This is a genomic window from Tenacibaculum lutimaris, from assembly GCF_003610735.1.
Classification (GTDB): Bacteria; Bacteroidota; Bacteroidia; order Flavobacteriales; family Flavobacteriaceae; genus Polaribacter; species Polaribacter lutimaris.
The window spans coordinates 12,514-35,789 of record NZ_RAQM01000013.1; the positions used below are offsets into that span (position 1 = coordinate 12,514).

Sequence of the window (23,276 nt, forward strand, 5' to 3'; positions counted from 1 at the left end):
AAAAGAAACCATTTAGTTTACTATAATTTTTAGAAAAATAAACACAAACACCTTACATTTGTGTTTATTTTTTTTTACAATTACTCACTAGAAATAGTTCTAATAATAATACTTAATTAGTATGATAATTAATTCCCTTATCTCAAAACTAAAAACTGTATATTACTTTATTTTCTGTGTATTATCACTTTCTTCTTTTATTATCCAAGCTCAAGAGAATCAACCTTCACCTAACAACACCATAGCTAATATTGATTTAGCTAAAAAAAAGTGTAACTATTACCTAAACCTCTCTCGAAAAGCCTATAATGAAGCTAATATTGAAGATTTTAAAAAATATAACGACTCTATTTTATTAATTACTCAAAATTCTGAAGAGTTAAAAGGTTTAGAAATAAAATCTATTATAAATCATGGTATCTACTATAATGTTACTGATTCCTATGAAAAAGCTCTTATAGAGTTCCTCAAAGCTCTTGATTTTAATAAATCTAACTTCAACAACGAAGTTACTGAAATAAATATACTAGTTAATCTTGCTAATGTTTACAGTCAAATAGACAAGCCTGATAAAGTAATTACTTACATGGAAAAAGTACTTGCTTTAGTTGAAAAAAATAATGTATCAGATATTATTAAACTAGCGGCATACAACGGACTAGGTAATAGCTATACTAAAAAAGAAAATTACGAGAAAGCATTAACCTATTTACATAAAATGAAAACCTTAGCTGAAAGTATAAACAATGTTCAAGCTGTTAATACCGCTCTTGATAATATTGGATATTCTTATATTCAACAAGAAAAGTGGGATGAGGTAATTAAAACAGCAGAAGAATCCTTGACTTACTCTGAAAAAAATGGATTAGCTAAAAGACCTGTTGCTCTCCTTAACTTGGGAATGTCTTACGTTAAAAAACAAGAAGCTAAAAAAGCCATACCTCTATTAAATGAAGTTGTAGTAATCGCTACTAATAGAAAAGATCTTGAACTAGAAAAAGAAGCTCACCTACACTTAGCTAAGGCTTATGAGTTATTAGGGAATTTTAAAAACTCTCATAAAGAACAGAAAAGTTATGCTGAAATAATGAAGATTTTATTAAAAGAACAGTCAAATGCAGCCCTTCTTGATTTAAAACATGATTCCGATACAGAAAAAAAGGACATTGAGTCTAAATTAGATTCTCTTACTCATATAGATAATAAAAAAAGTAAAATACTTATAGGCAGTGGAGTTTCTATTATTTTTTTAAGTACTTTATTGTTTTTCTACATACGAAGAAAAAAGACTATTGAAGCTGATCGTGAATACTTTAAAAAAACAAACATATTACTTAAGGATGAAAATAAAGCTTTAAAAACAAAAATGACTGAATTTGCTGTTAAAAAACAACAAAACTCTAAAACTATACAATATAAAAACTCTTCTTTAACAGAAAAAGATAAAAACTACTACATGAAGCTTATTCTTGATTATATGGAAAAAAATAAACCTTTCCTAGATTTTGATATTAATCAATCTGAATTAGCCTCTCAGCTTTCAATGAGCAAACACCACCTCTCTGAAGTTTTAAACATTTGTTTTGATCAAAACTTTTACCAATTCATTAATCTTTACAGAGTAAATGAAGCTCAAAAAATAATGAAAAATCATGACTACAAAGATTATAAAATATTAGCTATTGCTTATGAAGCTGGTTTTAAAAGTAAAACTTCTTTTAATCGCGTTTTCAAAAACCATACTAAACTTACCCCTTCAGAATTTAGGAAACAGCTATTAAAGCCTTAGACTTGTAAGTTATCAAATTATTATACTTATATTTTTTGTTAATTAAAATTTCTGTGGTAAAAACAGAAACCTTGGGATTCTCATCCCAAGGTTTATCAACTAAATCTACTAATCTAACAAACTTGCTTTCACAAGTATGTTATTCTTTTCTTAGAGCCTCTTCAAACAACTTATCTTTTAGTTGTTGGTAAGCCTCTAAATTATCTTTATAATTTTCTCGTAATCTATCATACTCTCCTAAATATGCCATATCACATTGAATGTCATCACATTCTGCAACATTAGTATACGTGATTGAATATGGTAGCACTTTTTCGTAAAGCTCTTTGTTTAATTTTTTTCTTTCAGAGAAAAGTTCTTGTATTCCTGCTGGTATACTTTTTTCTCCTAAAGAGTTTGCATATAAACTTAAAAGGTTATCAATCTCTCTATCTATATACTGTAGTTGATCTACCCATCCTTTTAGTTCTACATGATTGTACTTGTGTACTACATCTATATCGCTATCGTGATTATTAAGTGTCATAACTTTTATAGTATTTTAAATTATGGAATTGATATTTTCACTTCCTACTTCTTGAGTAACCTTTAAGATTTTAACTTCCTTATTTCCTCCTGGAAACTCCCAATGAACAACATCGTTTAATGCATATCCAAATAGGGCTATTCCGATTGGAGTTAATATAGAAACCTTATTATTTTTTAGGTCTTTCTCTGTTGGTTTTACAATCTTTATAGTTTTTTCCCAAACATCACCAGAAGCTACAGTAACCGTACTGTTTAAGCGTACTACATCATCTAACATTTCTTCTTCATCTAAAATGATTGCTGTTTTTAATTCTTCAGCAAACTTTATTAATGATTTTTGAACTTGATGACCTTCAGAATGCTCTGAAACATTTAGTAAACTCTTAATATATACGTACTCTTTTTTCTCTAAAATTAAACTTCCGTGCTTCATTTGTAATACTCTTTATGGGAAAATTCCACGTTGAACATAAGCCTTTTCTATTCGTTGAATAGCTATACAATATGCTGCTTTACGCATATCAATTCCTTCTAACTTAGCGTAATCAGAAACTTTTGTATATGACTCTTTTAACTTCTTATCTAATCTTTCAATTACTTCTTCCATGTTCCATAATTCACCGTTACGGTTTTGAAGCCACTCAAAGTAACTTGTAATAACTCCTCCTGAATTACATAAAATATCTGGAATAATTGTCACCCCTTTTTCTAAAAGGATTTTCTCTCCTTCAACATTTATTGGACCGTTTGCTCCCTCAGCTATTAAGTTAGCTTTTATTAAGTGAGCATTTCCCTCAGTAATTTGATTTCCTAAAGCTGCTGGAATACAAATATCACAATCAAGTGCAAAGAAATCTTCCTTTTCCATAGCCTCAGACTCTGGGTAACCAACTAAGCTCCCGTTGTTAGCTTTTGTATAGTTGAAAAGATCTTCTACTTTAATTCCGTTACCATTCTTAATACTTCCATAAGCATCTTGAACTCCTATCATTTTAGCTCCTTCTTTTTCTAAGAAATAAGCTGCCCAGTATCCTACGTTTCCAAATCCTTGAACAATAAAAGTTTTACCTTCTAAAGTTTCATTATTTTCTTCTATCCAAAATTTGATAGTTAAGAAAACACCGTAACCAGTAGCTCTATCTCTTCCTTCAAGACCTCCACTACCTATTGGCTTTCCTGTAACTACGTGTTGGTTCATTGAACGCGCAGCAGGAGCTTTAGTACTCATATACGTATCAGCCATCCACGCCATTGTTTGCGCGTTTGTATTAACATCTGGCGCAGGAATATCGTGCTCTGGCCCAATGTTGTCTCCTAAAGCAAATGTGAAACGTCTAGTGATACGCTCTAATTCATCTTTAGAGTATTTAGAAGGATCTAATTGTATACCTCCTTTACCTCCTCCGTATGGTAAACCTGCTAATGAAGTTTTCCAAGTCATCCACATAGCTAAAGCTCTAGCTGCATCGATATCTACCGTTGGGTGGTAACGTAAACCTCCTTTATAAGGTCCTAGTGCATTGTTGTGTTGTACACGGTATCCTTGAAAAATTTCAACGTCTCCGTTATCCATTTTTACAGGAAAGTTAACAATGACTTCGTTATTAGTAATACTTAATATTTTACGAATATTTGGGTGTAACCCTATTTGGTCTGATGCACTATTGAATTGCTCTAGTACATTATCAACCATACCTCTAGCATTTTTAGGCTTCGCTGGTACTTTTAACTCTTTTGTTAATGTCATCTCTTTTGTATTTGAGTTCGATTCTCTATCTGAAATTTCACTTTTTGTATTCTTCATACATTCATAATTTAGTAAGTCTGTTTTTTAAGGCTGCTAAAGTAAAAAAACTGTTATTGAGTCTTTAACTTATTTTTTTTGTTTTTTACACTAATTCTACCTCTTTTTCAGTCATTACCTCTTTCTGAATATCTTCTTTGCATTCTACCTCATTATATTCACTACATGACCAAACTTTTTCTTTTGATTTGGTCAATACACATGTGTTTAAATATGCACACGAGGGACAAATATTGAAAGGATTTGCATTCATAAAATTGTTTCGTTTAATTTCTGTTCCATTAAAGGCAAATGATATGCCGTTAAATGTGCCAAAAAACACAAAAAAGCAAAAATCCCTTTAAAATAAAGGGATTGAGATGTTCGATGAAATTTATGATAAAATTTATACTGGGGAATTTTTCCTCGGGTGAGTAAAAAATCTCCATGAAGTTAACTTCTTATTCTTTGAGTTTTTCTCGTAAAGTTTTTCGATCAATTTGAAGAATTTTAGCTGCCTGTGTTTTATTATTATTAGTGGCATTTAAAACATGTTGTATATGTCGTTTCTCCATCTCTTTCAACGAAATTAATCCTTCTTCAGAAAAATTAACGTTATATTTTAATGAATCTGGCAAATGCTCTACCTCTACCACTCTATCACACATAATTACCGCACGCTGTATAATGTTTTCTAACTCTCTAATATTACCTGGCCAATCATAACGCATTAAAACATCTAGGGCTTTCGGACTCATTTTTACAAATCTATCCTTATACTCAACTCCATATTTAAAAAGAAACTTTTCTGCCAACATTGAAATATCTTCTTTTCGTTCTCTTAATGGAGGTACTTCTATCTCAACTACTGTTAACCTATAAAACAAGTCTTCTCTGAAAGAACCTTCTTGAATCATTTCTTTTAAATTATTATTTGTTGCTGCAATGATCCTAACATCAACTTTCTCGGCTTTTTGCGCCCCTACTTTTACCACCTCTTTTTCCTGAAGTGCTCTTAACAATTTAGCCTGTACATTTAATGAGGCATTCCCTATTTCATCTAAAAAAATAGTTCCCCCATTTGCCGCCTGAAAAAAACCATCTCTATTTTTATCTGCTCCTGTAAAAGCTCCTTTTACATACCCAAACAATTCAGACTCTAACAAGTTCTCTGGAATTGCCCCGCAATTCACTGCTATATAAGGTTCTTTTGAAAACTTCCCTTCATAATGTATTGCGCGAGCCACCAGCTCTTTACCTGTCCCGCTTTCTCCCCTAACAGAAACAGTTGCTTTGTTATTTTTAACACGATCGATAATCTGAAATATTTCATTAATTTTTTCAGAAGCTCCTATCATGTCTCCATAAAAATCTTTGTGTTCTTTTTTTTGTGTATTAGAATCTTGTACTGTTTTCGATTTTTTAAGAGCATCATCCATCGCATCTTTTAACTCACTTTTTGTAAAAGGCTTAGTTAAATAAGCTACCACTCCAGATTTAATCGCTTCAAGAGAGTCTTGTACAGAAGGATATCCTGTTACAATAAGTTTAGGCAATTTAGGATAATGTTCAGAAACAAACTTTACAAGTTCGAAACCATCTACCTCTGGCATTTTTAAATCAGTAATTAATAAATCTATTGATGTATCTCTTAAAATCGCCACTGCTTCTTTCACTGAAACAGCCTTATAGGTGTGGTAATTCCAAGATTGTAAATGCCTGTGCAACAATTCTAGAATATGAATATCATCATCTACTATAAGTATATTTTCTTTTTTTAGTTGCATTTCTTCTATTTTGGTAACCTCACTTCAAAGATAGCACCTTTTTCGATGCCATTTTTAGCTGTTATGGTTCCTTTATGACTTGATACAATTCCATGCACAACACTCAAGCCTAAACCAGTGCCTTCTCCCGTTGGCTTTGTAGTAAAGAAAGGTTGAAATACTTTTTCTAGAGCTTCTTGTGTAAGTCCTTTCCCTTCATCAGAAATTCTAAGAACTACTTCTTTATCTGTTTGAAATGTTTCTATAACAACCAACCCGTTTTTAGGCGAAAAATAAATTGCATTTATTGTAAGGTTAAAAATTATTTGTGTTAATTGTACTGTATCTGCTCGTAATAACAATTCTTCATCTTCAACTTTTACAATATACTTAACTCCATGTTTTCTAAATGTAGCGTCTAATAAATCTATAGCATCTTTTATACTAGGAACTATATTTACTTGTTTCATTTCATTTGGCATTTCACAAGCAAAATACATTAACTTTTTAACTACCTCTCTAGAGAAAATAGCGCTTTGAATAATTTTTTCTACATCTTCTAATGCCTTGTTATTTCCTTTTAAATCTGCTTTCAACAATTCTGAAAAACCTAAAATATTAGCCAAAGGGGTATTTAATTCATGAGCTATACCTGCTGTTAATTCTCCTAAAATAGATAATCGATCTGCGTGCTCCATCTTACGCCTCATCGATAGCTCATTTTTCTTTATCTCTATTCGTTCTAAAAGTCCCCCAATTTTTATAGCTACCGAATCAAATAATTCTTGCTCTTCTTTTAAATATAAATTTTCTTTAAACTCTTTTCCTTTGATATAAGCCTCGATTTTACCTTTTGGTAAATTAAACACAGGAATATTACTCGAAATAATACAAATACTACCCTCTACCTTCTTATCTTCTATAACATCACCTTCTATTTCAATAACCACCTCCGTATTTTCAGGAAATTGAAGTGCTTTTTTTAAACTATAGGCTATTGCTTTTAAAGTAATATCTATCTGCTCAAGATCTGCACTTATTATTAAAGAAGTTACTTTATAAAGACATGTTAACTCTTTAATACGTTCGTGTAATTCTGCTTCTGTAGTACTGGATACTCTCATCTATTTTTTAAGATTTTATTAAAACAACTATAAAACAATAGCCGTATAAAAATACAAAATTACTACCCAAGAGACATTCAACACTAATTCTTTTTATGTAAATTCGTTGTTATGGAATTACTATTTTTAGGTTTAGCAGGAGGCGCTATCATCTCCTATTACATTTTTAAAAAATTCACCTCAGTAAAAAGAAAAAATTTAACCGAAAAACAATCAGTAGTATTGTTAGATAAAATTAAGAAAGTATCTAAATTAATTACTGTTGAAGGAGAGTTTGCTGAGATTTATCATCACGAAAACACCAAAGAGAAGTTTTTAGGACTTGTTACTAGCAAGAAAAAAGCCATTATTTTAATCAATGCCAAAGTACATATTGGTTTTGATTTCAGGAAAATAAAAATGCATACGGATACTAAGAAGAAAGTATTAGTTCTTTCTGAATTTCCGCAACCTGAAGTTTTTTCGATAGAACCTAACTTACGTTTTTATGATATTCAAAACGGATTACTTAACAAGTTTAATTCAGAAGATTTAACCGAAGTAAACAAGGAAGCGAAAGAACATATTCTTCAAAAAATACCTGAAAGCAACTTAATGCAAACCGCCAACAAAGAAGCTTTAGAAGCTGTTACTTTAATGCAAAATTTAGTGGAAACTATTGGATGGAAACTAGATTATTCTGCTTTAGAAATACCTGAAGTTGAACAAAATTTGATTAATTAAATTATATATGAATTATTCTAAGACCTTAAAACTGACATTGCTTTCTTTAATTTCATGGCTATTATATTTTTGGATAGAAAATGCAAAAATTATTGAAAACTTTTCAGATAAACTAGATCGAGTTTATTCAACAAGGGGTTTAGGAATTTTGATTTTCATGTATTTAGGAAAATATTTCTTATTTCTTTTAGCAGTGATATCGATTATATTTCTTTTTAAAGTTTTTTTAACTAAAAAAACTATTAACTAATGCACATAGAAAATTACCGAGAATATTGCTTACAAAAAAAAGGTGTAACTGAACACTTCCCTTTTGATGATAATGTATTAGTTTTTAAAGTAATGAATAAAATGTTCGCTTTATCGGGTTTAGATAGTTGGGAACAACAAGAGCCTAAGGTTAATTTAAAATGTGATCCTGAACGTGCTTTAGAATTAAGAGCTGAGTATGAAAGTATTAATCCAGGATTTCACATGAGTAAGAAACATTGGAATACAGTTACTTTAAACAATGATGTTTCTGATACTTTTGCTTATGAGCTAATTGATCATTCCTACGAACTTATAGTGAAAGGACTAACAAAAAAACTGCAAGAAGAACTAAAATCAATGTAATTAAACATGCTGAAATCAGAACTTAGAAAACTATATAAACAAAAAAGAAATGCTCTTACAATAACTGAAAAAGAAAAATTACAAGAGAGTATTTACCAACAAATATTCGAGTTAGAAACTGATAATATTAGTACTGTACATTTGTTTTTATCCATGCGAAAGTTTAATGAAATAGACACACTTCCAATTATCAATTTCTTTAGAGAAAAAGGAAAAAGAATTATTGTAAGTCGCTGTAATTTTGAAGATGACACCCTTTCTCATTTCTATTTCGACAAAGACACACAATTAGAACTCAATAAATTTGGAGTACCTGAACCAGTTAATGCAGAAGAAGCAAATGTAAAAGATATCGACTTGGTTTTTGTACCTATGTTAATTTCTGATGAGGAAAACTATCGAGTTGGTTACGGTAAAGGGTTTTATGATCGATTTTTATCAGAATGTAGAGAAGACACTCAAACTATCGGACTCAACTTCTTTTCTCCTATCAAAAAGATAAAAGATACCCATGAATTTGATGTCCCACTAAATTCTGTGATATATCCAAAATAAAAAATCCCGCTCTTAGCGGGATTTTTTATTTTATATAACTAACGATTATCCATTCATTGAAATTAGGAACTCATCGTTATTTAATGATCTTTTAATTCTGTCTTGAATAAACTCCATTGCTTCAATAGGGTTCATATCTGCTAAATACTTACGTAATACCCACATACGTTGTACTGTCTTTTCATCTAATAATAAATCATCACGACGTGTACTCGATTTAATTAAATCAATAGCAGGATAAATTCTACGATTGGCAATATTACGTTCTAATTGTAACTCCATGTTACCTGTTCCTTTGAATTCTTCAAAGATAACTTCATCCATTTTCGAACCAGTTTCGGTAAGTGCAGTAGCAATAATAGTTAACGAACCACCATTTTCAATGTTACGAGCTGCACCAAAGAAACGTTTTGGTTTATGTAATGCATTCGCATCGATACCTCCTGATAAAATTTTACCAGATGCAGGAGCAACTGTGTTATAGGCTCTTGCTAAACGAGTAATTGAATCTAACAAAATCACAACATCGTGTCCACATTCTACTAAACGTTTTGCTTTTTCTAAAACAATATTAGCTACACGAACATGTTTATCAGCTGGCTCATCAAAAGTAGACGCTACAACTTCACCACGCACACTACGTTGCATATCGGTAACTTCTTCAGGACGCTCATCAATTAATAAAACAATTTGATAAACTTCTGGATGATTTGCTGCTATTGCATTAGCTACATCCTTTAACAACATTGTTTTACCTGTTTTAGGCTGTGCTACAATCATACCACGTTGTCCTTTACCTATTGGAGAAAACAAATCGATGATTCTTGTAGAAAGAGAACTTCCTTTTTCTGCTAAGTTGAATTTTTCATCAGCAAAAAGTGGAGTTAAATGTTCAAAAGACACTCTATCTCTTACTATATTCGGATTTAATCCATTGATTTTTGATACTCTAATTAACGGAAAGTATTTTTCACCTTCTTTTGGTGGACGTACATTACCACGAACAGTATCTCCTGTTTTTAACCCAAATAATTTAATTTGAGATTGAGATACGTAAATATCATCAGGTGATGATAAATAGTTATAGTCAGAAGAACGTAAGAAACCATATCCGTCAGGCATCATTTCTAACACACCTTCACTTTCAATAATTCCATCAAATTCAAAATCAGGATCACGATACTTGTTTCCACTTTTATGATGCTGTTTAGATGTATTTTGATTTTGATTTTGGTTCTTATTACTCTTATTACCTCTATTTTGGTTTTTAGTATGTTGTTTTTGAGGTTGCTGTTGTTTTTTATCCTCATTAGACTGACTTTGTGGATACTGTTTTTTGTCTTCAACCTTTTTTACGGGGTTATTAACTACAGTCTCAGTCTTTTCTACCTCTTCTTTAGCCTCTACCTTTTTTACAGGATTATTATCTTGCTGTTGCTTTGAAGTATCTCTAGGGGCATCATCTTTAGCTATTCTTTTTCTTTTAGGTTTTTCTGCCTTTGGCTTAGCTTCATTAGCACTTGCTTCGGCTTGCGCATCTAAAATTTTATATACTAAATCTAATTTCTTTAACTGACTAAACTTAGTTAATCCTATAGTTTTGGCAATAACCTGTAAATCAGCTAATTTTTTAGTTTTTAATTCCGAAATTTCGAACATTCGTTAAATAGTTAAGTTACTTAAAATTCTCTGTGTGTAAAGAATTGATTTTGTATTAAGTTTTGTTTTGAGTGCTAATTATATAGGGGCTATATAATAATCTTGTGCGGTTACATACAAGGCAAATATATACAAATATTTTAACTTCTAATATTTCTTTTTAAAAAAAGAAGTATTACATTTGCTTCCCGATAAAAAATTATGATACAAAGAATACAATCTATATACTTATTAGTTGCTGGAATTATTTCTGGAGGCTTAACTCTATTAGTTAACCTTTGGAGTACTTCTAATGCAAACTTACCAGTATTTATTCTAGATTTATTTTCGAGCAATTCTTTACTTGAAAAATCAATTCCTGTATTATTTTTTTCTTCCGCATTAATATCAATTGTAGCTATCTTTTTATTTAATAATCGTCAGTTACAATTTGTAATTAATCGCTTAAACATATTGATAAACCTTTTTTTATTAGGAATATTGATATATTTATCACAAACGTTATCTGGAGAAGCTTCGGTTTCTGAGAAAGGTATTGGGATGTTCTTTCCTGTCATTGTTATTTTGCTTTTATTTTTAGCAAATAGAGCCATTAAGAAGGATGAAGATCTTGTAAAATCTGTTGATAGATTACGATAAGCCTAACATCTTAGTATATTTAGTGCGAAAAAACCGAGATTTAAATCTCGGTTTTTTATTTTTGAAAAACTCTGTATTTACTTAGCCTTTAAACTAAAATGTTAAAGAAATGTTAAAGAAAACTCAGGGTTATCCCTATATTCAAAATGAAACAAATAGGGATACTGTGTATTGCACACACTTGTTTTATACTATAGATTTGTAACTGTAAACGACCATGAATTACAAGATTAAAGTTCACATAGCAGATGACCACAAGATATTAATAGACGGAGTCATTGCTTTATTAAATACTGAAGATGACATTGAAGTTGAAGGATTCTCTTTAACAGGAAGGCAAGTCGTTAATTGGTCCTCAAACAATACAGCTGATGTATTAGTTTTAGACATTAACATGCCAGAAATGGATGGTATAGAAGTTTTAAAAACGTTTAAAAAGCGTAACACAAAAGTTAAAACTATCATACTCTCTAGTTTAAGCGACCCTAAACTTGTACAAGAAATGATAGCATTAGGAGCTAATGGTTTTGTAGATAAAAGTCGTGCTAATGAACAAATAATTGATGCCATAAAAGTTGTTCACAACGGCATACAATACATTAGTGAAGACATAAAAGTAAAACTATTAGACTTATATGCTACAGATGCAAAAGAAATTGAAGAGCCAAAATTTATCCAAGAAGATTTAACAGAGCGAGAAATTGCTGTATTAAAATTAATTGCGGAAGAAAAAAGCTCTTATGAGATTGCCGAAAAATTAAATGTTAGCTTAAAAACAGTAGAAACATATAGAAGTAATTTATATAAAAAATTAAAAGTAAAAAACGTAGTAGGTTTAGCGATGTATGCTGTGAGAAACAAAATAGTGTAAAGATATTATCAACCCTTCAATTTTTCTTTAGTCCCCCAGATTAAGAAGAAGCCCCCCGAGTCTATACATTATCATACATCGCTTAACAACTACTACAAATGAAAACAATAGCGATGTACGCGTTATTAAACATAGTATAGAAAACCCCTTCATTTTGTTTTCTTTTATATCCCCTAAGAGATATGATCCCCCGTCTCTTAATACCTATCCTAAGTACATCGCTATTTTATAAAACATTAACATAAAATAGTATAATTTATAAATTTAGTCATGAAAAAAATCACTCCTTATTTCCTTGCTTTAAGTTTAAGTTTTTTATTTGCATCTTGTTCATCAAACGAAACAGAGGTGGTTGAAGGTACTCCTGAAAACTTATTACAATCGTATACTCTTAAAAGAGACGCTACTGGTGCTTACTCTATTGATTTTAACACAACTAATAATACAGATGTGACCACTGTAACTAATGCAGATAATTCAAAAGAAATTATATTAGCTGAGGTTGCTCAAAAAACAGCCACTAAACATAGTAATGATTTCTCAATAGAAAACGATCAGTTAAAAATCGGTTTTTTAGAAGCTAACAGAGGGAGAACAACTAAAATATATGTTGAAGACGATAATATCACCTTCGCAAAAGGAGTCACCGAGTTTTTAAATTCTTATAGCATTACAGCAAATGGAGATGGAACATATCAATTAAACTTTACAGTTAATGATAATGTAATTACTGATTTTGTTTACAATGAAAATATAGAAACTTATGAAGTACATTTGTCAAATGGAGAAACTCAACAAAAAATATTTTCTAGACAACTAGAAAAAAACTCTAGTAAAACTTTAAACATTAATTTTGTTAACCATAAACAACTGTTAAACAAAGGAGAAAGTATTGAAAGCCTAGTCACTACAAGGCCTATTATAATTCTTGACGACCCTACTATTCTCTAAATAATTTTTATCAAATGGCTTATAAGCTTTCTATTATTTTTATTTTTTCTTTTTCACACCTCTTCTTTTACCCTAATGAATCCGTTAAAGAAAAAGAAGAAGTGTACTTTCAAAAAGATAAAGACTCTATTTTGAAGTCTAAATATAATTATTGCTACAAGCTTTATAAAAGTGAAGATTATGCAAAGGCTCTTCAAGAAACTCTAAAATTCCTTGAACATGTTAAAAATCAAGAACATAATGAATATATAACTTCTTCTCATATACTTATTGCTAAAATATTCTCTAGTTTTAATAATAATGAAAAAGCCATTTATCATTTTAAAAAGGCCTTACAAACAATAGACTCAAAAAAAAACATAGATAAACTAAACTCAATAAACTTAAGTTTTGATTATGCTGAAATCCTTTTAGGTTTAGGAACTAAATACCAGCTAATAAAAAAAATAGACAGCGCTGAATACTTTTATAATAAAATAGCTTCTATAAACTCCCTAAACCCCAAAATTCAATCTATTAGAGCCAAATCTTATAATAACCTTGCTGGTATATACATTGATAAGTCCGATTTTAAAACAGCTAAAAACTATACTGAAAAAGCAATTGAAATACATCAAAAAACAAACAACAAAGTATCTGAAGCTTCTTCTTTAAATAATTTAGCTAGTATTTACCTTTTAGAAAAAAACTACCTAAAAGCAAAACAGACATACTTTGAGGGTATTAGGTTAATTGAAAAGAATGATAATTACAAAGCCATAAAGTTTAAAAAAGATTTATATTTAAACATAGCATATATATTATACCTTGAAAAAGATTATAAAGCTTATGATTACCAAGAAAAATCTTACATCATTAAAGATAGTTTAAGAGATAAAGAATTTAGAGCTGTGATGGAACAAATTTATGTTCAACATAAAGTAGACATTCAAAAAGAAAAAGCAAACTTAATTAAAGAACAACGTAAATTAGAGGAAGCTCAAGAAGCCAAAACTTCGTTGCTTTTTGGAACTCTGAGTTTCTTAGTTTTAATTGTTTCAGGAGTAATCATCTACAACTATAAATTACGTCAAAAAAACCTTCACCTCAAACTATCTGAAAGCAAACTTATTCAGCAACAAAGCATTGAAAAATTAAAATCTGAAGCACAAATAAAAATATTAAACGCTACAATAGATGGGAAGGAGACCGAACGCAAACTCATAGCAGAAATACTACACGATAATGTTAGCGCTTTACTATCTTCTGCTAACATGCATTTAACAGCTACCAAGAAACAATTCAATGGGGATACTCCTCAAGAAATTGATAAAACTCAAGCTATCATTTCTGAGGCCTCGCAAAAAGTAAGAGACTTATCACACAACCTAGTATCGTCTATCTTATTAAAGTTTGGATTAGAATACGCTATTAAAGACGTTACTAAGAAATATTCTAATAGCCAACTTAAGTTTGAAGTTTCTGCTCAAAATATCAATCGATATAATCAAGAATTTGAAATAAAAATATTTAATGTTATTCAGGAACTTATTAACAACATTTTAAAGCATAGTAAAGCTCAACATGCCGAAATAATATTGAAAGAGGAAGAGGATCAACTAACCGTTCTCGTTAAAGATGATGGGGTAGGTTTTTCTACCTCATCTTCTTCTTTTTCAGATGGTATTGGTCTAAATCAAATTGAGGCAAGAATTCACATCATGAGTGGGAAATTAACTATTAATTCAAAAGAAAATATTGGAACTTCTATTTATATTTCTGTACCTATTTTAAAACAACAAAAAAACTTTAAATTAACTTCTGTTAGCTAGTTCAATTATTTCCATTTTTTTTATTTCTCCTTTATCTATTTCAAAGCGAAGCATCGTTCTAACCTTATGGAAACCATGTTTTCCCGCTGCTCCAGGGTTTAGGTGAAGTAAATTCAGTTTTTCATCATACTGAACTTTTAAAATATGCGAATGTCCACAAATAAATAATTTAGGAGGGTTTCTTTTTAATTCTTCCTGAACTCTATAATTATATTTATTAGGATACCCTCCAATATGTGTAATCCAAACTGACACCCCCTCAATTAAAAATCTATTATCTAGCGGGAACTCTGCTCTAGCATTATTATCATCGATATTTCCATAAACTGCCCTTAGTGGTTTAATATCTTTTATCATATCAGTAACGTGCAAATCACCAATATCACCTGCATGCCAAACTTCATCCGCTTGCTTTACAAACTTTAAAATTTGAGCATCAATAAAACTATGTGTATCTGAAAGGAGCAAAATTTTCTTCATCAAGACAAAACTAATGAATTACAAACTAAAAAAATCCATAATTAAACATTATGGATTCTTTAGAATAAGGGGTAATTAATGAAAGGGGAATTCACTATTATTTAGATAATGAAATTTATGAGGGACTTCATTATTGTATTTTCGAAGGGAACAAAATTAAGACAAGTGTCCAAACAATCTATTAACATATGTTAATAAAACTCAAAAACATTATTTAATCTTTAGTATTTAACTTTTCAAGTCAGAATTTCATAATTTAGCTCTTTAAAATTTTTACATATTTGAGGTACTTTATTCAGTTAGCATACAACGGAAAAAATTATCATGGTTGGCAGATACAACCACATGCAATTTCGGTTCAAGAAGTAATAAACAAGGCTATTAGCACTATTTTACGACAAGAAATCAACATTGTTGGTGCTGGTAGAACAGATGCAGGTGTGCACGCTTCGCAAATGTTTGCTCATTTTGATGTTACATCACCTTTAAATGATGATTTCACTTACAAACTCAATGCTATTTTACCCGATGACGTGGTAATATTTAACACCTTACTGGTGCACAAAGATGCTCATGCTCGTTTTGATGCTAATAGTAGAAACTATGAGTATAAAATATGGTTAGGTAGAAATCCGTTTTTACTAGAAACTAGTTGGCAGTTGCATCATCAACAATTAAACATTGAGTTGATGAATAAAGCTGCTGCTATTTTATATGAATACGAAGATTTTGAGTGTTTCTCAAAAGTAAAAACAGATGTTAACACATTTAATTGCACAGTAACCAATGCTGAGTGGATAAAAAAAGGTAACGAACTTACTTTTCATATTAGTGCTAATCGTTTTTTAAGAAACATGGTTCGCGCCATAGTAGGCACATTAATTGATGTTGGCCTTGAAAAAATTACTATTGATGATTTTAAAAAAATTATTGAAAGTAAAAACAGAAGTAAAGCTGGTGCTTCAGCTCCAGCAAAAGGTTTATTTTTAACAGCAGTAACATACGACTATATATAGTGAGTAAAGCAACAGGAAAAGCATTTGATATTAAAATTTTTGCACGACTAATGAGTTTTGCAAAAAAATACCGCCTACGTTTTATCGTTGCTGCGGCTTCAACAGTATTATTAGCAGGGTTTTCAGTTCTTACCCCTGTAATTTTAATGACTGCAATCGATGATTTTACAACAACTAAAAACGCGACAACACTATTGTATTTTACAATAGCCATGATCATTGTTTTATTAATTCAAGTCCTATTTCAGTTTAGCTTTATTTATAATGCCAATTGGGTAGGACAACATATCATAAGAGATATAAGAGCCAAAACTTTTAGAAAAATTCTAGAATTTAAAATGAGTTATTTTGACAACTCATCTGTAGGTAAACTAGTAACTCGGGTAGTTTCTGACATAGAAACCATTTCAAACTTTTTCACCCAGGGGGTTTTTATGATAGTAAGTGATATTTTATTAATGCTTATTGTAATAGCTGTAATGTTTTATAAAAACTGGCAGCTTGCTTTAATTGCTCTTGCTACCTTACCTGTGCTAATTTATGCTACTAAATTATTTCAAATTGCCATAAAATCTACCTTTCAAGATGTACGTAATCAAGTAGCTAATCTTAATAGTTTTGTGCAAGAAAGAGTTACAGGAATGAAAATTGTGCAGCTTTTTAATAGAGAACAAATTGAGTACAAAAACTTTATTGACATTAACAATAAACACAAAAAGGCACATATTAAAACTGTTTGGTACTACTCTATTTTCTTTCCTATTGCAGAAATACTTTCTTCAATAGCTATCGGATTAATTGTTTGGTATGGTGGACTACAAGTTATAGAAGATAGTACTGTTAGCCTAGGTGCTATTATCGGTTTTATAAAAATGGCTCAAATGCTTTTTAGACCGTTACGACAAATAGCAGACAAATTCAATCAATTACAAATGGGAATTGTTGCTGGTGAACGTGTTTTTAACGTAATTGACACAGACAGTTCAATAGATAAAAACGGAACTATTATAGCAGAAAACGTTAAAGGAAATATCAGTTTTAAAAATGTACATTTTAGTTATATAAAAGGAGAAGAAATTTTAAAAGGAATCAGCTTTAATGTAGAAAAAGGGCAAACCGTAGCTATTGTTGGTGCTACAGGCGCTGGTAAATCAACTATTATAAACCTTATTAGTCGTTTTTATGAAATTGATAGCGGAGTTATTGCTATTGATAATATTCCTGTTCAAGATTATGAGATTTCTTCTTTACGACAAAAAGTAGCCGTAGTATTACAAGATGTCTTTTTATTTTCAGACACTATTTTAAATAACATTACCCTACGAAACGAAAACATCTCTTTAGATCAAGTTCAAAAAGCAGCTAAACAAATAGGGATTCATGACTTTATTATGAGTTTACCTAATAACTATCACTACAACGTAAAAGAACGCGGAGGTATGCTTTCGTCTGGTCAACGTCAATTAATTGCTTTTTTACGTGCCTATGTTAGCAACCCAAGTATCTTAATTTTAGATGAAGCTACTTCTTCTGTTGATGCCCACTCTGAACAAATGATCCAATATGCTACTGATGAGATTACAAAAAACAGAACTTCAATAGTAATTGCACACCGTTTAGCAACCATTAAAAAGGCTGATATTATTATAGTTATGGATAAAGGTCGTATAGTTGAAAAAGGAAATCATACAGAATTATTAAAAAAACATGAGGGTTATTATAAGAATTTGTATGAAAAACAGTTTAATAGTGAAACAGTGATGTAAATAAATTTGTTTACATCAATCAAAATATTACATTTGTTATTCAATCTAAAAACTAAAAATCAATAAACGATGAAAAAAGTAATTTTATCAGTATTTGTAGTTGGTGCTTTATTAGCTACCTCTTGTAAAAACACTAAAGAAGATGCTAAAGACGCTACTAAAGATGCTGTTGAAGCTGTAGAAAATGCTACTGAAGAAGCTACAGACGCTGCTACTAAAGCAGTAGAAGAAACTACTGAAGCTGCTACTGAAGCAACAGAAGAGGCTGCTGAAGCAGTAAAATCTGCAATTGAAGGTATCGAAATTCCTGAATTTGAAGATCCTAAAGTAGGTGAGTATTTACAAACTTATTCTCAATACGCTAAAGATTATATCGAAGCTAAAGGTGATGTTGTTAAAAATACTGAATTAGCTAAAAAAGGTGTTGAATTAGCTACTCAAGCTAAAGAGATCGTTGCTAACTTAGATGAAGCTGCTGCTGAAAAATTCAATAGCGTTATGACTGCTATTCAATCTAAAATGGCTCCTGCTCAATAATTTTTTGACACGGAATACAATAAAAAAAGGCTCGCAATTTGCGAGCTTTTTTATTTATGCCATTACATCTTTTTCTAGTTTTTTATGAAGTTCTTCGAGTGATTTATACAATACAAACTCTCCATCTTTAATATACGAAATTTCACCTGTTTCTTCTGAGACCAGCAAACAAATTGCATCTGTTTTTTCAGAAACTCCAATCGCAGCACGATGACGTAAACCAAAACGTGCAGGTATTTTTGCACTGTCAGAAACTGGTAAAATCACGCGAGTTGCAATAATGTAGTTATCTCTAATAATTGTCGCTCCATCATGTAGCGGACTATTCTTATAAAAAATACTTTCAATTATAGCTTCATTTACTAAAGCATTCATTTTATCACCAGTATTCACTAAAAAATCAAGATTATTTGTTTTTTCTATTACTAATAATGCTCCTGTTTGCGTTCTAGACAAGTTAGTGCAAGCTCTTAATATAGTTTCTATATCTATTTCTGAATGAATCTCAGATTTTAAAAATTTTAATTGATTTAAAAAACCTCTTTTAGCAGAAAAATTGGTAGTTCCTATCATTAATAAAAACTTCCTGATTTCTTGTTGAAATACAATAATCAGCGCGATTACCCCTCCTGAAAGTAAATACCCCAAAATACCACTTAACATCTCCATGTTTAGAGCTTGAGTAACTTTCCATATTAAAAAGATAAAAGCTATTCCAACTACAATATTAATTGCTACCGTTCCTTTTAATAATTTATAGATATAAAAAAGTAGCATAGCTACTAAAAAAATATCTAGCACATCCAAAAACGAAAAGTCGATAAAATCTAGGTTCATTAATTTTCTTGAAGTTTTTTAATGTTTAAAATAATCTAAACAAGTAAATGTAAGCATTTTATTATAACTGATTTACAATCGTTACAGCCTCAACTGCTTCTTTTACATCATGTACTCTTAAAATATGCGTTCCGTTTAACAAAGCGATAGTGTTGGCTACCGTAGTTGCATTTAAAGCTTCTTGAGCCGAAGTCCCTAATATTTTATACAACATCGATTTTCTTGAAACTCCTGTTAAAATAGGAGCATCTAAATTTTTAAATAATGATAAGTTTTTAAGCAATTCATAATTTTGATCAACAGTTTTTCCAAAACCAAAACCTACATCAATAATTACATCATTTACTTTTAATTGACGAAGTTTAAAAAGCTGTTCTGCAAAAAAAGAAATTACTTCAGTAACTACATTTTCATACTGCGGATTTTGCTGCATATTTTGTGGTGTACCTTGCATGTGCATCATTATATACGGTACTTGCAATTTTGCCACAGTTTCAAACATTCTCTCATCCATCTTTCCTCCAGAAATATCATTTATTATTGCAGCTCCGGCATTAATAGACTCTTCTACTACCCTGCTCCTAAAGGAATCAATTGAAATAAAAATTTCAGGAAAGTTTTTCACCAACAACTCAACCACAGGCAACATTCTTTGCAATTCTTCTTCTTCAGAAATATGCTTCGCTCCCGGTCTTGAAGAATACGCTCCAACATCAATAAAAGTAGCTCCTTCATTCAACATCTTTTCTGTTTGAGTTAAAAAATCATGTTTATTTTTATACTTTCCTCCATCAAAAAAAGAATCAGGAGTTACATTTAAAATCCCCATAACCTTAGGTGTCGTTAAATCTACCAAGGTTCCTTTACAATTAATTGTCATTACACTAAATTTCTAAGTAAAAATAAATGAAAAGCTTGTAATATTTACTATTTTTGGTCGAATACTTTTAAATAGGAAAGATGCAAGACACCTCAAAACAGTATGATACTGTAGTTGAAGAATGTAAAAGTTTATTTATCAAAAAAATGAGCGATTATGGTAGTGCTTGGAGGATTTTAAGACTCCCATCACTAACCGATCAAATATTTATTAAAGCACAACGCATTCGTCAATTACAAGAAAATACTGAACGAAAAGTTGATGAAGGAGAAAAATCAGAGTTTATTGGCATTATCAATTATTCTGTAATGGCATTAATTCAAATAGAATTAGGCGTTGTTGAACAACCTGATTTAACTACAGATCAAGCAACTGAATTATATAACAAACACATAAAAATCACCAAAGAGTTAATGGAAAATAAAAACCACGACTATGGTGAAGCATGGAGAGACATGAGAGTTTCATCGCTAACTGATTTAATTCTACAAAAACTACTTCGTGTAAAACAAATTGAAGACAATCAAGGTAAAACTTTAGTTTCTGAAGGAATTGATGCTAATTATCAAGATATGATTAATTATGCTATTTTTGCCATGATTCACCTTTCTGAATCAGAAAATTAACCTAAAACAACCCCTAATATGATTTTAAAATTATTGACTCATATTTCAAGAGTACTAGTAGGATTACTATTTATCTATTCTGGATTTGTAAAATTGGTAGACCCTATTGGATCTCAATACAAGTTTGAAGAATATTTTAGTGCTGGTGTACTAAACTTAGAGTTCTTAATACCATTTGCTTTACCTTTTTCTATCCTTTTAATTGTTACCGAATTAGTTTTAGGTATTATGCTTTTAGTTGGTTACAAAGCAAAATTCACCGTTTGGAGTTTATTTGGTATTAACCTTATATTTTTATTTTTAACTTGGTATTCTTACACTTATAACAAGGTTACTGATTGTGGTTGCTTTGGAGATGCTTTAAAACTTACACCAAAAGAAACGTTTTACAAAAATGTTGTGTTTATGGTATTTATTATAATCCTAATTTTAGGAGTTAAACACATAAAACCTTTCATTTCTAGTAAAATTGCTTCCATAACAACTTTCACTTCAGTTTTTTTATCACTTCTAGTAACGTATTACGTACTACAACACTTACCGATTATTGATTTCAGGGCTTATTCTGTAGGAACTGATATTGCTGAAGGAATGAAGTACCAAGAAGGAAGCGATGACATCCCTCCTATTCATGATTTTATGATTGAAACTGACGAAGGCGATAAATTAGAAGAAATGCTAGCTAAAGAAAAAGCAATGCTAATCGTTATGTCTAATTTTGATAAAACTGAGGAAGAAGGAATTTCAAAAGTTTCAGAAGTAGCAAAACAAGCTAGCGAACAAGGTTATGAAGTTTATGTATTAACTGCTTCTTATATTGAAGATTTAGCAGCTACCCAACAAAAATATGGGCTACCATACACTTTCGGATTCTGTGATGAAACTGCCTTAAAAACTGTTATCAGAGCCAACCCTGGTATCTTAACTGTTAAAAATGGAATAATTACTGGAAAGTGGAACTGGACAGACGCTGATGATGTAGAACTATAAACCGCTACATAATTTATATATAAGCAAAACCTCACAAATTTGTGAGGTTTTCTTATTTTAGCACATACAGAAAACCGATTAGAACTACTTTAAAGTTCTCTTACAGGTTATTATCAAGCTTTAATTTAGAAATATTTTTGTGAAACAATTTTTATTAGTTTTTTTAGGCGGCGGAATAGGAAGCGTATTACGATACATCATTGGAAAAGCATTAAACAGCTCACAAACAGGAATTCCTTACGGAACTTTTACTGCTAACATTTTAGGAAGCCTACTTATCGGAATTATTTTAGGATTAGCTGCTAAAAACCAAACTTTAACACAAAACCACACTTTATTATTAGCTACTGGTTTTTGTGGTGGTTTTACCACTTTTTCAACCTTTGCTTACGAAAACCATGTCTTCTTAAAATCAGGTGATTTTAGCAGTTTTGCTCTATACACTATTGCTAGTTTTATTATTGGTTTTTTGGCTGTTTTTGCAGGAATTTTCTTAGTAAGTTACCTTTGGGGAAACCCACAAAATCTTTAATTAAAAACATTTAAATTGAAGAATTACTCTAAAAAACAACCCTCAATCATCAAAAAAATTCACTTAACAAATGAACGAAATTATACAATACACCTCGGCAGATAACCATGTAATGATAACAATTACAAACGGTAAAGCCAATGCAATTTCTCATGAAGTAATTGACGCTTTAAATACTGCCTTTGATAACGCCGAAAAAGAAGAAAAACCAGTAATCTTAACTGGGCTACCAGGAATTTTCTCTGCTGGTTACGACTTGAAAAGCATGACACAGTCTGCTGATTCTGCTTTAGAATTAGTTACCAAAGGTTCGCAATTATCGCACAGAATGTTATCTTTTCCTTACCCTATAATTGCTGCTTGTTCAGGACACGCTGTTGCTAAGGGTGCTTTTTTACTTCTTTCTGTAGATTACAGATTAGGTATTGAAGGAGATTTTAAAATTGGATTGAACGAGGTTATGATTGGAATGACCATGCACAATGCAGGTATCGAAATTGCTAAAGCTCGTCTTTCTCCTATTTATTTTGAGAGAAGCGTAAGTTGTTCGGAAATATACAATCCGAAAGAAGCTGTTACTGCAGGATTTTTAGATAAAATCGTTCCACAAGAACACTTACTACCCACCGCTTTTAAAATTGCTGAAATGTTTACCAAGCTAAACAAAAAAGCACATAAAGAAACAAAATTAAAGGTTAGAAAACCCTATTTAGATTTACTAGCTAAAGCTATTGAACAAGACACTAAAGAAGGGTTAACCCCTCCTTCAAAATAAAAAAATCCTGCGCTTGCAGGATT

Annotated in this window: 24 protein-coding genes; 15 read left to right on the forward strand and 9 right to left on the reverse strand. The window is 30.7% G+C overall.

Annotated elements, in window-relative coordinates; translation table 11 throughout:
- Nucleotides 1-121: 121 nt before the first annotated feature.
- Complete coding sequence (locus C8N26_RS12785) at nucleotides 122-1,789, forward strand: helix-turn-helix domain-containing protein (RefSeq protein WP_120187602.1); 1,668 nt, start codon at nucleotides 122-124, stop codon at nucleotides 1,787-1,789.
- A gap of 139 nt (nucleotides 1,790-1,928) precedes the next feature.
- Here the strand turns inward: C8N26_RS12785 and C8N26_RS12790 are convergent, their stop codons facing one another.
- The 5 genes from C8N26_RS12790 to C8N26_RS12810 all read right to left on the reverse strand — a co-directional run bounded on the left by C8N26_RS12790 (nucleotide 1,929) and on the right by C8N26_RS12810 (nucleotide 6,990).
- Nucleotides 1,929-2,315, reverse strand: a complete 387-nt coding sequence (locus tag C8N26_RS12790) for a hypothetical protein (protein WP_028892815.1) — start codon at nucleotides 2,313-2,315, stop codon at nucleotides 1,929-1,931.
- Between the two features lie 15 nt (nucleotides 2,316-2,330).
- Nucleotides 2,331-2,750 (reverse strand): GreA/GreB family elongation factor, encoded by a 420-nt coding sequence (locus C8N26_RS12795; protein ID WP_028892814.1) that lies wholly within the window; start codon nucleotides 2,748-2,750, stop codon nucleotides 2,331-2,333.
- Between the two features lie 12 nt (nucleotides 2,751-2,762).
- Complete coding sequence (locus C8N26_RS12800) at nucleotides 2,763-4,064, reverse strand: Glu/Leu/Phe/Val family dehydrogenase (protein WP_028892813.1); 1,302 nt, start codon at nucleotides 4,062-4,064, stop codon at nucleotides 2,763-2,765.
- Nucleotides 4,065-4,561: 497 nt separating this feature from the next.
- Nucleotides 4,562-5,887, reverse strand: a complete 1,326-nt coding sequence (locus C8N26_RS12805; RefSeq protein WP_120187603.1) for a sigma-54-dependent transcriptional regulator — start codon at nucleotides 5,885-5,887, stop codon at nucleotides 4,562-4,564.
- A 5-nt stretch (nucleotides 5,888-5,892) separates the two neighbouring features.
- Nucleotides 5,893-6,990, reverse strand: a complete 1,098-nt coding sequence (locus tag C8N26_RS12810; protein ID WP_028892810.1) for a sensor histidine kinase — start codon at nucleotides 6,988-6,990, stop codon at nucleotides 5,893-5,895.
- A gap of 111 nt (nucleotides 6,991-7,101) precedes the next feature.
- On the opposite strand from C8N26_RS12810, the gene C8N26_RS12815 reads away from it, so the two are divergent.
- The 3 genes from C8N26_RS12815 (at nucleotide 7,102) to C8N26_RS12830 (ending at nucleotide 8,883) form a co-directional block, all read left to right on the forward strand.
- Complete coding sequence (locus tag C8N26_RS12815; RefSeq protein WP_120187604.1) at nucleotides 7,102-7,713, forward strand: DUF4230 domain-containing protein; 612 nt, start codon at nucleotides 7,102-7,104, stop codon at nucleotides 7,711-7,713.
- Nucleotides 7,714-7,962: 249 nt separating this feature from the next.
- The gene (locus C8N26_RS12825; protein WP_120187605.1) at nucleotides 7,963-8,328 is read left to right on the forward strand and encodes an MmcQ/YjbR family DNA-binding protein; all 366 of its coding nucleotides are present in this window, start codon (nucleotides 7,963-7,965) and stop codon (nucleotides 8,326-8,328) included.
- Between the two features lie 6 nt (nucleotides 8,329-8,334).
- Nucleotides 8,335-8,883 (forward strand): 5-formyltetrahydrofolate cyclo-ligase, encoded by a 549-nt coding sequence (locus C8N26_RS12830; protein ID WP_120187606.1) that lies wholly within the window; start codon nucleotides 8,335-8,337, stop codon nucleotides 8,881-8,883.
- A 45-nt stretch (nucleotides 8,884-8,928) separates the two neighbouring features.
- Here C8N26_RS12830 and rho read toward each other — a convergent pair whose 3' ends face one another.
- The gene (rho, locus tag C8N26_RS12835; RefSeq protein WP_120187607.1) at nucleotides 8,929-10,542 is read right to left on the reverse strand and encodes a transcription termination factor Rho; all 1,614 of its coding nucleotides are present in this window, start codon (nucleotides 10,540-10,542) and stop codon (nucleotides 8,929-8,931) included.
- A 201-nt stretch (nucleotides 10,543-10,743) separates the two neighbouring features.
- Between rho and C8N26_RS12840 the strand changes: the two genes are divergently transcribed.
- The 4 genes from C8N26_RS12840 (at nucleotide 10,744) to C8N26_RS12855 (ending at nucleotide 14,814) form a co-directional block, all read left to right on the forward strand.
- Nucleotides 10,744-11,181, forward strand: a complete 438-nt coding sequence (locus C8N26_RS12840; RefSeq protein ID WP_120187608.1) for a DUF4293 domain-containing protein — start codon at nucleotides 10,744-10,746, stop codon at nucleotides 11,179-11,181.
- A 217-nt stretch (nucleotides 11,182-11,398) separates the two neighbouring features.
- Entirely contained in the window at nucleotides 11,399-12,052 is a 654-nt protein-coding gene (locus C8N26_RS12845) for a response regulator (protein WP_028892803.1), read from the forward strand.
- A gap of 270 nt (nucleotides 12,053-12,322) precedes the next feature.
- The gene (locus C8N26_RS12850; protein WP_120187609.1) at nucleotides 12,323-13,003 is read left to right on the forward strand and encodes a hypothetical protein; all 681 of its coding nucleotides are present in this window, start codon (nucleotides 12,323-12,325) and stop codon (nucleotides 13,001-13,003) included.
- Nucleotides 13,004-13,017: 14 nt separating this feature from the next.
- Nucleotides 13,018-14,814 carry a tetratricopeptide repeat-containing sensor histidine kinase gene (locus C8N26_RS12855; protein WP_120187610.1) on the forward strand — a complete coding sequence of 599 codons (1,797 nt, stop codon included), beginning with the start codon at nucleotides 13,018-13,020 and terminating at the stop codon, nucleotides 14,812-14,814.
- Here the strand turns inward: C8N26_RS12855 and C8N26_RS12860 are convergent.
- Nucleotides 14,797-15,294 carry a metallophosphoesterase family protein gene (locus C8N26_RS12860; protein ID WP_120187611.1) on the reverse strand — a complete coding sequence of 166 codons (498 nt, stop codon included), beginning with the start codon at nucleotides 15,292-15,294 and terminating at the stop codon, nucleotides 14,797-14,799. The two genes, C8N26_RS12855 and C8N26_RS12860, sit on opposite strands and share 18 nt — an antisense overlap.
- 281 nt (nucleotides 15,295-15,575) lie before the next feature.
- Here C8N26_RS12860 and truA point away from each other — a divergent pair, with 281 nt between their 5' ends.
- From truA to C8N26_RS12875, 3 genes are all read left to right on the forward strand, one after another.
- The gene (gene truA, locus C8N26_RS12865) at nucleotides 15,576-16,310 is read left to right on the forward strand and encodes a tRNA pseudouridine(38-40) synthase TruA (protein ID WP_120187612.1); all 735 of its coding nucleotides are present in this window, start codon (nucleotides 15,576-15,578) and stop codon (nucleotides 16,308-16,310) included.
- On the forward strand, nucleotides 16,310-18,076 hold the full coding sequence (locus tag C8N26_RS12870) for an ABC transporter ATP-binding protein (RefSeq protein WP_120187613.1): 1,767 nt from the start codon (nucleotides 16,310-16,312) through the stop codon (nucleotides 18,074-18,076). Before truA ends, C8N26_RS12870 begins: the two co-directional genes overlap by 1 nt.
- A gap of 69 nt (nucleotides 18,077-18,145) precedes the next feature.
- On the forward strand, nucleotides 18,146-18,613 hold the full coding sequence (locus C8N26_RS12875) for a hypothetical protein (protein WP_051435924.1): 468 nt from the start codon (nucleotides 18,146-18,148) through the stop codon (nucleotides 18,611-18,613).
- 54 nt (nucleotides 18,614-18,667) lie between these two features.
- Here the strand turns inward: C8N26_RS12875 and cdaA are convergent, their stop codons facing one another.
- Together cdaA and folP are read right to left on the reverse strand one after the other, a co-directional pair.
- Nucleotides 18,668-19,450, reverse strand: a complete 783-nt coding sequence (gene cdaA / locus C8N26_RS12880; protein WP_120187614.1) for a diadenylate cyclase CdaA — start codon at nucleotides 19,448-19,450, stop codon at nucleotides 18,668-18,670.
- Nucleotides 19,451-19,511: 61 nt separating this feature from the next.
- Nucleotides 19,512-20,330 carry a dihydropteroate synthase gene (gene folP, locus C8N26_RS12885; RefSeq protein ID WP_120187615.1) on the reverse strand — a complete coding sequence of 273 codons (819 nt, stop codon included), beginning with the start codon at nucleotides 20,328-20,330 and terminating at the stop codon, nucleotides 19,512-19,514.
- An 80-nt stretch (nucleotides 20,331-20,410) separates the two neighbouring features.
- On the opposite strand from folP, the gene C8N26_RS12890 reads away from it, so the two are divergent.
- From C8N26_RS12890 to C8N26_RS12905, 4 genes are all read left to right on the forward strand, one after another.
- Nucleotides 20,411-20,956, forward strand: a complete 546-nt coding sequence (locus C8N26_RS12890) for a DUF1599 domain-containing protein (protein ID WP_120187616.1) — start codon at nucleotides 20,411-20,413, stop codon at nucleotides 20,954-20,956.
- A gap of 18 nt (nucleotides 20,957-20,974) precedes the next feature.
- The gene (locus C8N26_RS12895; RefSeq protein ID WP_120187617.1) at nucleotides 20,975-21,946 is read left to right on the forward strand and encodes a DoxX family protein; all 972 of its coding nucleotides are present in this window, start codon (nucleotides 20,975-20,977) and stop codon (nucleotides 21,944-21,946) included.
- Between the two features lie 139 nt (nucleotides 21,947-22,085).
- The gene (gene crcB, locus C8N26_RS12900) at nucleotides 22,086-22,478 is read left to right on the forward strand and encodes a fluoride efflux transporter CrcB (RefSeq protein WP_120187618.1); all 393 of its coding nucleotides are present in this window, start codon (nucleotides 22,086-22,088) and stop codon (nucleotides 22,476-22,478) included.
- Nucleotides 22,479-22,548: 70 nt separating this feature from the next.
- Nucleotides 22,549-23,253: a crotonase/enoyl-CoA hydratase family protein gene (locus C8N26_RS12905; protein ID WP_120187619.1), complete on the forward strand. Its 705-nt coding sequence runs from the start codon at nucleotides 22,549-22,551 to the stop codon at nucleotides 23,251-23,253.
- Nucleotides 23,254-23,276: the final 23 nt, after the last annotated feature.